This is a genomic window from Kitasatospora sp. P5_F3 (assembly GCF_054049135.1).
The window spans coordinates 1-7948 of the sequence record NZ_JBFUMY010000149.1 but is presented as its reverse complement, the minus strand read 5'-3'; the positions used below and the strand labels follow the sequence as shown (position 1 = coordinate 7948).

Below are 7948 nucleotides of genomic sequence, written 5' to 3'. Positions count from 1 at the left end.
CGGCGGCGGCCGCTGCCCGAGCTCAGCGCGGTCCGGCGCCGGTCGGCCCGCCGCCCGGGCGGGGGCAGCACCTGGGACGGCACCACCCGCAGCTGCATGGTCCGGTCGTCCTGCCAGGGCTGGTCCTCGACCGGCTCGTAGACCCCCCAGTCACCCGCTCCGCCCGCCGCATCACCCTGCGCGCGCCCCTCCGGGCGTACCGCCGTCACGGCTCAGCCCCGGCCGATCACCGGGGCGAGCCCGGCCGAGCGGCCGACCGCCTCCGGGTAGCCGCACTCGGCCAGCCAGTTGGCCAGCATCCGGTGCCCGCCCTCGGTGAGCACCGACTCCGGGTGGAACTGCACGCCCTCGACCGGGAGCTCACGGTGCCTCAGACCCATGATGACGCCGCTCTCGGTCTCCGCGGTGACCTCGAGACCGGCCGGCACGGTGGCCGGTTCGACCGCGAGCGAGTGGTAGCGGGTGGCGATCAGCGGCGACGGCAGCCCGGCGAACACCCCGCCGTCCCGGTGGGTGACCGGCGAGACCTTGCCGTGCAGCAGCTCGGGCGCCCGGCCGACCACGGCCCCGTACGCCACCGCGATCGACTGCAGGCCCAGGCAGACGCCGAACAGCGGCAGCCCGATCCGGGCGCAGTGGTGCACCATCTCGATGCAGACCCCGGCCTCCTCTGGCGCCCCGGGGCCGGGGGAGAGCAGCACCCCGTCGAAGCCCAGCGCGCCGTCCCGGCGGACGGCGTGATCCACCGTCACCTCGTCGTTGCGGACCACCTCGCAGGTGGCACCGAGCTGGTAGAGGTACTGGACCAGGTTGAAGACGAAGCTGTCGTAGTTGTCGACCACGAGAATCCGGGGCGGGTTGCCTGCGGCGGTCATCGGTGCGCTACTCCTGGGCTGGTACTGGTCGGGCCGGTGGGTGGGGGCGCGGCTCAGCCGACGCCGCTGCCCTCGTCCACCGTGACGTCGCCGAAGGGGAGCAGTGGTTCCGCCCACGGGAAGACGAACTGGAACAGGACGTAGACCGCTCCGAGCACCAGCAGCAGCGAAAGCGCCGCGCGGACGAGAGCGTTCCCCGGCAGGTGCCGCCAGATCCAGCCGTACATCGTGCTCCTCGGAGTTCGGGTCGGGGTCAAGAGTAGACGGCGGCCCCCGCCGGCCAGGGGCGCTGTCGCCTTACTGACCGGAAGCCGTGCGCAGGTCGACCGTTCCGGTGTATCCGGGCACCGTGAGGTCGTTGCTCTCCTGGACCTTCCAGCCGAGGCCGTACGCCTCGACGTACTGGAGGTAGTTGGCGATGGTCGGGTCGGCGTTCACCGCGGACCGCAGCTTGTCGGTCTTCCCGACCGCCTTGATCACGTACGGCGGGGAGTAGACCCGCCCCTGCAGCAGCAGGGTGTTGCCGACGCAGCGGACCGCGCTGGTGGAGATCAGCCGCTGGTCCATCACCTGGATGCCCTCGGCACCGCCCCGCCAGAGCGCGTTCACCACGGCCTGGATGTCCTGCTGATGGATCACCAGGTCGTTGACGCCGGGGGCCGGGATGCCGGGCAGCCGGGCAGTGGCGGTGGGGGGCGCGTCGTTGAGCGTGACGGTCAGCCCGGGGCCCTGGAGGGCCTGCAGACCGGCCTCCTGCTGGAGCACGGTCAGCCGGTCGACCTCGGCCGGGCTCTGGCCCCGGCCCTTGGCCAGCGCGTCCACCTGCCCCTGGAGGTCGCTGAGCTCGGCCTGGGCCTGCTGGTTCTGGGTGCTCCGCTGGCGTATCACGTCGCTGAGTCTGAGCAGCGAGTTGTCGGTCCGCAGATCGGTGCCGCGGGCGGTGTCCGCACTGATGTAGAACAGCAGACCGGCCATGCCGAACACGGCGCAGGTCAGGGCACGTCCGACAATTCGGGTGCGCGGAGCCCGCTCCGGCCCGGAACGGGAAGGAATCGTGGAATTCGGCACCGTACCCTTATCTCCTTACGACCCGGCAAGCCACTACGCTAACGGACGCCGGTGGCATGTGCGGAGCACCGGTCCGGTCAATGCTGCGGGTTTCGGCCCGTGGACGCCCGGACCGACCGTTCCCGTACTGCCCGGTCCCCACAGCCGCCCGCCCCCGCTGCACCCTGCGCGGTCACAGCGCATCGACAGGAGATCCCCTCGTGCCGAAGTCTCGACTCCGCAAGAAGTCCGACTACACCCCGCCGCCGTCCGGCACGACAGCGGTGAAGCTCAGTTCCGGCCGCAGCTGGGTGGCGCCCCTGATGCTCGCGCTGTTCCTGATCGGGCTGGTCTGGATCGTCACCTACTACGTGACGAGCGGCAGCTGGCCGATCCAGGACTGGGGCAACTGGAACATCCTGGCGGGCTTCGGCTTCATCGCGGCCGGCTTCGGCGTCTCCACGCAGTGGAAGTGACGCTCCCCCGCTGAGTTCTCCCCGAGCACCGCTCCGGTCACCCGGAGCGGTGCTTCGGCGTGCGGAACGGGACGTCCGGGTGATCGGACCATCGGGTTGTCCACACGGTTATCCACACTGGGGAAAAGTCGACCCGGCCTGTGGATAACTTTTCCGTTCGAACTCCGCAGCTTTCTCCGAATTCCGGGCGAATTAGCAGCGGGACGCGCGTAGACCGAGGCCGTAGCAGTTCCCACTGACATCGGCCGTCCGTACCCCGGTACCGACTGTGGACAAACCCCGCCCGGGCTCGGTCATCAACCGTTCAGACGGGCCGTCTGCAGCACCACGATCAGCACCGCCGCCACCAGCACCCCGGCCACCGTGAGGCCCTGCACCAGCCCGCGCCGAGCCTGCGGGGCGTACATCAGCCCCACCCCCGTGACGGCCCCGGCGATCAGCCCGCCGAGGTGCGCGCGCCAGTCGATCGCCTTCACCGAGAACGTGATCACCACGTTGAAGACCAGCAGCGCGATCACCGGCCCGAGCGGCACCCGGCTGACCCGGTACAGCACCGCCGTGGCCCCGAGCAACCCGAAGATCGCGCCCGAGGCACCGACCGAGTTCAGCTTCTCCCCGGCGAACAGGTACGAGAAGGCCCCGCCCATCAGCCCGGAGGCGAGGTAGAGACCGCCGAACCGCAGCCGCCCGAGTACCAGCTCCAACTGCGGGCCCAGCACCCAGAGCGACACCATGTTCATCACCAGGTGCACCACCCCGCTGTGCACGAACATCGCCGTCACCAGCCGGTACCACTCGTCCGGACCGGCGGCCACCCCGTACGCCTCGTACCAGTACGGCGGCACCACGCTCTGCAGCGCCAGCGTGTCCCACCACTCCGGCCGGATGTACTCGGTCAGCACGAAGACCAGCAGGTTGAGCCCGATCAGCGTCTTGGTGACCAGCGCCCCGTCCGCCACCGGCAGCCCGCCGAACCTGGTCCTGGCCTGCCGGACGCCCTGCCGGCCGCCCTGGACGCACTCCGGGCACTGGAAGCCCACCGAGGCGCTCACCATGCAGTCCGGGCAGATCGGCCGCCCACAGCGCCCGCAGGAGATGCCGGTCTCCCGCTCGGGGTGCCGGTAGCAGCCGGGCAGCCGGTGGCCGCCCTCGGCGCCGGTCCTGGCCGGCTCGTCCGGAAGCATCTGCGGTCCCCTCCCTCATACGACTGGTCCCGGTGGCACCACCGCGCAGCGGGGCACCACCGGGACCGTAAGGCTACTGCCGGCGGATCGTCAGCCGCGGCTGATCTCGACCGACTCGATCACGATGTCCTTGACCGGGCGGTCGCCACGGCCGGTCGGGCCCTCGGAGATCTCCTGCACGATCTTCTGGCTGGCCGCGTCCACGACCTCGCCGAAGATGGTGTGCTTGTTGGTCAGCCAGGTGGTGGGCTCGACCGTGATGAAGAACTGCGAGCCGTTGGTGCCCGGGCCGGCGTTGGCCATCGCCAGCAGGTACGGCTTGGTGAACGCCAGGTCGGGGTGGAACTCGTCGGCGAACTTGTAGCCCGGGCCACCGGTGCCGGTGCCCAGCGGGTCGCCACCCTGGAGCATGAAGCCCTTGATCACACGGTGGAACACGGTGCCGTCGTACAGCGGCGCGTTCGACGGCTTGCCGGTGCGCGGGTCGGTCCACTGACGGGTGCCCTCGGCGAGCTCCACGAAGTTGGCAACCGTCTTCGGCGCGTGGTTCGGGAAGAGCTTGACCACGATGTCGCCGCGGTTGGTCTTCAGGGTCGCGATCAGGTCCTCGGCCACGGTGTGCCTTCCTTGTCTCTCTCAGTCAACTGACCTTCGAATCATCCCATGATCTGTCCGCCGTCCGGGGCAGAGCACTCCTTTCGGCACCCGCTTCCGGAGCAACCCGGCGCGCCGTGGGACAAACTGACATGCATGATCTCCAATCAGGTGGAAATGTGCATACAGGACGCCACCGAGGAGGAGAAGCTCGTGACCCGCTTGGACTCAGCCCGCGACACCGCCGACAAGACCAGGGACACCCTCGCGCCCTATGCCGCCACCGCCAAGGAGACCGCCTACCACTACGCGGCCGTCATGGACGAAGCCAGGCACCGCCTCGGCCCCAAGGTCCACGCGGCCGGCAGCCAGGCCAAGGCGGGCGCCGGCCAGGCGGCCCAGGCCGCCAGGGTCCAGTACGTCAAGCACCTCGCACCACAGCTGGAGCACGCCTTCGGGTCGCTGCCGCCGCACACCCAGCAGACCACCCTGAAGGCCGTACACCGGGCCCAGGAGGCCGCCCTGGCGGCCAAGCTCTCCGCCACCCGGGCGGCCGACCAGGCCCGGGTCACGGTGCTCCCCCGGGTCACCGAGGCGGTCGAGCAGGCCAGGGCCGGCATCACCCCCGTCGCGCAGGAGGCCCAGCTGCGCGGCGCCGCCGCGTTCACCGCGCTGCAGGGCAACGTCAGCGCCGCCGAGATCAGCGAGCTGGCCGCCAGGAACGTCAGGAAGCAGCAGCGGCACGGCTGGGCCACCGGCCTGGCCGTCACCGGCGCGCTGGCGATCGTCTCCGGCCTGATCGCCTGGCAGTGGTGGCACAGTCGCAGCAACCCGCAGTGGTTGACCGAGCCCACCGAGGGCGGCCCCGAGTCCCAGCTGAACGGCTCGGGCCCGGTCGGCACCGGCGCCACCGCCGCCTCCACGCCCTCGCCGAGCGCCGACCCCGAGGACCCCACCCACGAGGACCGGCCGAAGCCGCACGACCCGCGCAAGCCGCACTGACCCGCCGGAGACTTCGGGTCGGCCCCCGCGGAGGGGCCGGGACCGACCCGCGAAAGATCGTCCGTCGCGTCAGCGACCGGCCGGGACCGGGTCGGTGGCCTCGGTCCAGAGGTCCTGCTCGGCGCGGTCCGCCTGGACCTGACGGTAGACAAAGAAGCCGCCGAGGGCGACCAGGGCGACCAGGAGAAGCTTCTTCACCGCGGGGACCTCGTCCTTCTTGCTGTGGATGGGCCCAGAGAACCGCGGACCCTCGGTATGTACGAGCACGAACCGGCGGCCGGAGTGCAGACCGCCCTGCGGCCGATGATACACATCGGTAACCCGTTCCCGAGAGGTCACCGCGACTCGTCAACCGCCCGGCCGACACCCGGGATTGACGCCGTGCCTCCTGTCGTACAACTACCGCCGGGGCAGCCGCAGCACCGCCCGGCCCCCGTCCAGATCCACCGGGCCGAGCGGCGGAGCACCGTCGCCCTCCTCGTCCCGCAGCATCAACGTCGTCTTGCGCTGCTCCAGTTCGTGCTGCTTCCCGGCCGCGAACTGGGCGTGCAGCTGCTCGAACCCGGTCGCCGAGATCTGCCCCTCCCGCCCCGTCCCCCGCCACGGCACCCACTTCGCCCGCCCGGCCCGCAGCGCCAGCTGGTCCAGAAGCGCCACCACCACCAGCGCACAGACCAGCCCCGGCAGACTCATCGCCCAGAAGATCGCCACACCACTCACCCCAAGCTCGGCAGATCCCCATCCTCCGGCGCCCGCCCCGGAAACGCCAGAAGGTCCGGAGTGGAAATCCACTCCGGACCTTCTGCGGTGGTGGGCCTAACAGGACTTGAACCTGTGGCCTCTTCCTTATCAGGGAAGCGCTCTAACCGTCTGAGCTATAGGCCCTTGCCGCACTGAAAGATTAGCGGACCGACGGCCGATCTCCCAAATCCGTATCGGCGGGGCCCAGCTCAGGGGCTGCGGCGAGCCACTGGGAGCGGGTGGCGGGCAGGTTGCTGGCGCCCGTGGCGGTGGGGCGGACGGCAAGGATCTGGTTGACCCCGATCCGGTTCTGCTCGAAGGCCAGCGCGCAGGCGGCCATGTACAGGCGCCAGACCCGGGCCCGGCCGTGGCCGACCAGGCGGGTGGCCTGGGGCCAGTGCGCCTCCAGGTTGGCGACCCACTCGCGGAGGGTGAGGGCGTAGTGCTCGCGGAGCGACTCGAGGTCGCGGACCTCGAAGCCCGCCTCCTCCAGGGCCCCCACGGTGGCGCCGACGGGGGAGAGCTCGCCGTCGGGAAAGACGTAGTGGTTGATGAAGGGACTCGGGCTGTACGGGATACCGGGCAGGTCGGGGCGGCGGGCGATCTGGTGGTTCAGCAGCCGGCCGCCAGGGGCGAGCAGTTCGTACAGGCCGCTCGCGTAGACCTGGTACTGGACGGTGCCGACGTGCTCGGCCATGCCGACGCTGGAGATGGCGTCGAACGGGCCGTCGGAGATCTCCCGGTAGTCCTGCAGGCGGACCTCGATCCGGTCACCGAGCCCGGCTGCCTCGACCCGCTGCCGGGCCAGTGCGACCTGCTCGGCCGAGATCGAGACGCCGACCGCCTGGACCCCGTAGTGCTCGGCGGCGTGCAGCAGCAGCGAGCCCCAGCCGCAGCCGACGTCCAGCAGGCGCATGCCGGGCTGCAGGCCGAGCTTGCGGCAGATCAGGTCGAGCTTGGCGGCCTGGGCGTCCTCCAGGCTCTTGGCCGTGGGCTCCCAGTAGGCGCAGGAGTAGACCATCGAGGAGCCGAGCACCAGGCGGTAGAACTCGTTGCCGACGTCGTAGTGGTGGCTGATCGCGGCCCGGTCGCGGCCCCGGCTGTGCGCGCGGCCGCCGCCGAGCCTGGCCTCCTCCGGCGGGGGAGTGGGCCGCGGGCCGAGCGCCCCGGCCCGCAGGGCCAGACCGACCAGGCGACGCCCGACCGGGCCGACCACGTCCCGGGGGCCGAGCCGGAGCCGGAGGATGTCCGGTCGCTCGGCGAACTCGGCTGCCGCCGAGAGGACTTCGTACAGGTCGGCGCCGGGGGCCAGGTCCAGGTCGCCGGAGACGTACGCCCTGGTCAGGCCAAGCTCGCCGGGCTGCCAGATCAGGTGCCGCAGGGCCCGGCGGTTGCGCAACACCACCAGCGGGCCCTCGGACGGGCCGGCCTCGCTGCCGTCCCAGAGCCGGACCCGGAGCGGGATCCTGGCCCCGAGCAAGTCCTCGACCGCCCCGAGCAGTTGTGTTGCGAGCTGACCCATGCCACGCGGCTGGAACAGCCTTCGGGGCCCGCAGATTCCGATCTCCGAACAGGAGGCCGAAGCTGGCCAAAAACAACCGACGGAGCGTCAGTCCTCTTCCGCCAGCGTGAGCTCGATGCCACCGGTGAACCCGGCCGCGGTGTTGTAGATGAAGGCGGAGAGGGTGGCCAGTGCGGTCATCAGCACCACGTCCACCACCGCGATCAGCATGGTGAACATCATCACCTTGCCGAACCCGACGTAGTCCATCAGGTCGATCGCCCCGGCGGACTCGTTGCCGGTCATCTCCTTCAGGGTGCTCCCCAGCGAGTCGAAGACCCCGAGCGCGTCCAGGGTCATCCAGAGCACCGCGGTCGCCACGATGATGACCACGCCGACGGCCAGCGAGAGCAGGAAGCTGACCTTCATCACCGACCAGGGGTCGGCCTTGGTGACCCGCAGCCGGGCCTTGCGGACCCGGCCGGCCGGCCCGGCGGGGCCCGGGCGGCGCGCGGCGGAGGCCGCCGG

Annotated in this window: 12 protein-coding genes and 1 tRNA gene; 2 read left to right on the top strand and 11 right to left on the bottom strand. The window is 70.9% G+C overall.

Annotation, left to right across the window (positions count from 1 at the left end):
• The 4 genes from ACXJMZ_RS36580 to ACXJMZ_RS36565 form a co-directional block, all read right to left on the bottom strand.
• A partial coding sequence (locus ACXJMZ_RS36580) for a hypothetical protein (RefSeq protein ID WP_457034312.1) occupies positions 1-209 on the bottom strand: 209 nt, incomplete at its 3' end.
• Positions 210-212: 3 nt separating this feature from the next.
• On the bottom strand, positions 213-875 hold the full coding sequence (locus ACXJMZ_RS36575) for an aminodeoxychorismate/anthranilate synthase component II (protein WP_057228628.1): 663 nt from the start codon (positions 873-875) through the stop codon (positions 213-215).
• Positions 876-928: 53 nt separating this feature from the next.
• Positions 929-1102 carry a hypothetical protein gene (locus ACXJMZ_RS36570; protein ID WP_457034311.1) on the bottom strand — a complete coding sequence of 58 codons (174 nt, stop codon included), beginning with the start codon at positions 1100-1102 and terminating at the stop codon, positions 929-931.
• Between the two features lie 70 nt (positions 1103-1172).
• Positions 1173-1850 (bottom strand): DUF881 domain-containing protein, encoded by a 678-nt coding sequence (locus ACXJMZ_RS36565; RefSeq protein ID WP_457034310.1) that lies wholly within the window; start codon positions 1848-1850, stop codon positions 1173-1175.
• 293 nt (positions 1851-2143) lie between these two features.
• On the opposite strand from ACXJMZ_RS36565, the gene crgA reads away from it, so the two are divergent.
• Positions 2144-2398, top strand: a complete 255-nt coding sequence (crgA, locus tag ACXJMZ_RS36560) for a cell division protein CrgA (RefSeq protein WP_057228623.1) — start codon at positions 2144-2146, stop codon at positions 2396-2398.
• A 296-nt stretch (positions 2399-2694) separates the two neighbouring features.
• Here crgA and ACXJMZ_RS36555 read toward each other — a convergent pair whose 3' ends face one another.
• Positions 2695-3582, bottom strand: coding sequence for a rhomboid family intramembrane serine protease (locus tag ACXJMZ_RS36555; protein ID WP_457034309.1), 888 nt, complete (start codon positions 3580-3582; stop codon positions 2695-2697).
• A gap of 90 nt (positions 3583-3672) precedes the next feature.
• The gene (locus ACXJMZ_RS36550; protein ID WP_457034308.1) at positions 3673-4197 is read right to left on the bottom strand and encodes a peptidylprolyl isomerase; all 525 of its coding nucleotides are present in this window, start codon (positions 4195-4197) and stop codon (positions 3673-3675) included.
• A 135-nt stretch (positions 4198-4332) separates the two neighbouring features.
• Here ACXJMZ_RS36550 and ACXJMZ_RS36545 point away from each other — a divergent pair, with 135 nt between their 5' ends.
• A complete protein-coding gene (locus tag ACXJMZ_RS36545; protein ID WP_457034307.1) occupies positions 4333-5178 on the top strand; it encodes a DUF5324 family protein in 846 nt (281 codons plus the stop codon).
• Positions 5179-5247: 69 nt separating this feature from the next.
• Here ACXJMZ_RS36545 and ACXJMZ_RS36540 read toward each other — a convergent pair whose 3' ends face one another.
• From ACXJMZ_RS36540 to ACXJMZ_RS36520, 5 genes are all read right to left on the bottom strand, one after another.
• Positions 5248-5376: a DLW-39 family protein gene (locus ACXJMZ_RS36540; protein WP_014137031.1), complete on the bottom strand. Its 129-nt coding sequence runs from the start codon at positions 5374-5376 to the stop codon at positions 5248-5250.
• 201 nt (positions 5377-5577) lie between these two features.
• The gene (locus tag ACXJMZ_RS36535; protein ID WP_457034313.1) at positions 5578-5871 is read right to left on the bottom strand and encodes a DUF6191 domain-containing protein; all 294 of its coding nucleotides are present in this window, start codon (positions 5869-5871) and stop codon (positions 5578-5580) included.
• A 115-nt stretch (positions 5872-5986) separates the two neighbouring features.
• Positions 5987-6063 (bottom strand) — tRNA-Ile (locus ACXJMZ_RS36530).
• Between the two features lie 16 nt (positions 6064-6079).
• Positions 6080-7441, bottom strand: a complete 1362-nt coding sequence (locus ACXJMZ_RS36525; protein WP_457034306.1) for a class I SAM-dependent methyltransferase — start codon at positions 7439-7441, stop codon at positions 6080-6082.
• A gap of 87 nt (positions 7442-7528) precedes the next feature.
• The coding region (locus ACXJMZ_RS36520; protein ID WP_457034305.1) for a DUF3566 domain-containing protein at positions 7529-7948 on the bottom strand (420 nt) is incomplete at its 5' end.

Coding starts and splice junctions, on each gene's coding strand:
- ACXJMZ_RS36575 (WP_057228628.1), bottom strand. CDS start 875: ATGACCGCCGCAGGCAACCCGCCCCGGATTCTCGTGGTCGACAACTAC.
- ACXJMZ_RS36570 (WP_457034311.1), bottom strand. CDS start 1,102: ATGTACGGCTGGATCTGGCGGCACCTGCCGGGGAACGCTCTCGTCCGC.
- ACXJMZ_RS36565 (WP_457034310.1), bottom strand. CDS start 1,850: ATGGCCGGTCTGCTGTTCTACATCAGTGCGGACACCGCCCGCGGCACC.
- ACXJMZ_RS36555 (WP_457034309.1), bottom strand. CDS start 3,582: ATGCTTCCGGACGAGCCGGCCAGGACCGGCGCCGAGGGCGGCCACCGG.
- ACXJMZ_RS36545 (WP_457034307.1), top strand. CDS start 4,333: ATGATCTCCAATCAGGTGGAAATGTGCATACAGGACGCCACCGAGGAG.
- ACXJMZ_RS36535 (WP_457034313.1), bottom strand. CDS start 5,871: ATGAGTCTGCCGGGGCTGGTCTGTGCGCTGGTGGTGGTGGCGCTTCTG.
- ACXJMZ_RS36525 (WP_457034306.1), bottom strand. CDS start 7,441: ATGGGTCAGCTCGCAACACAACTGCTCGGGGCGGTCGAGGACTTGCTC.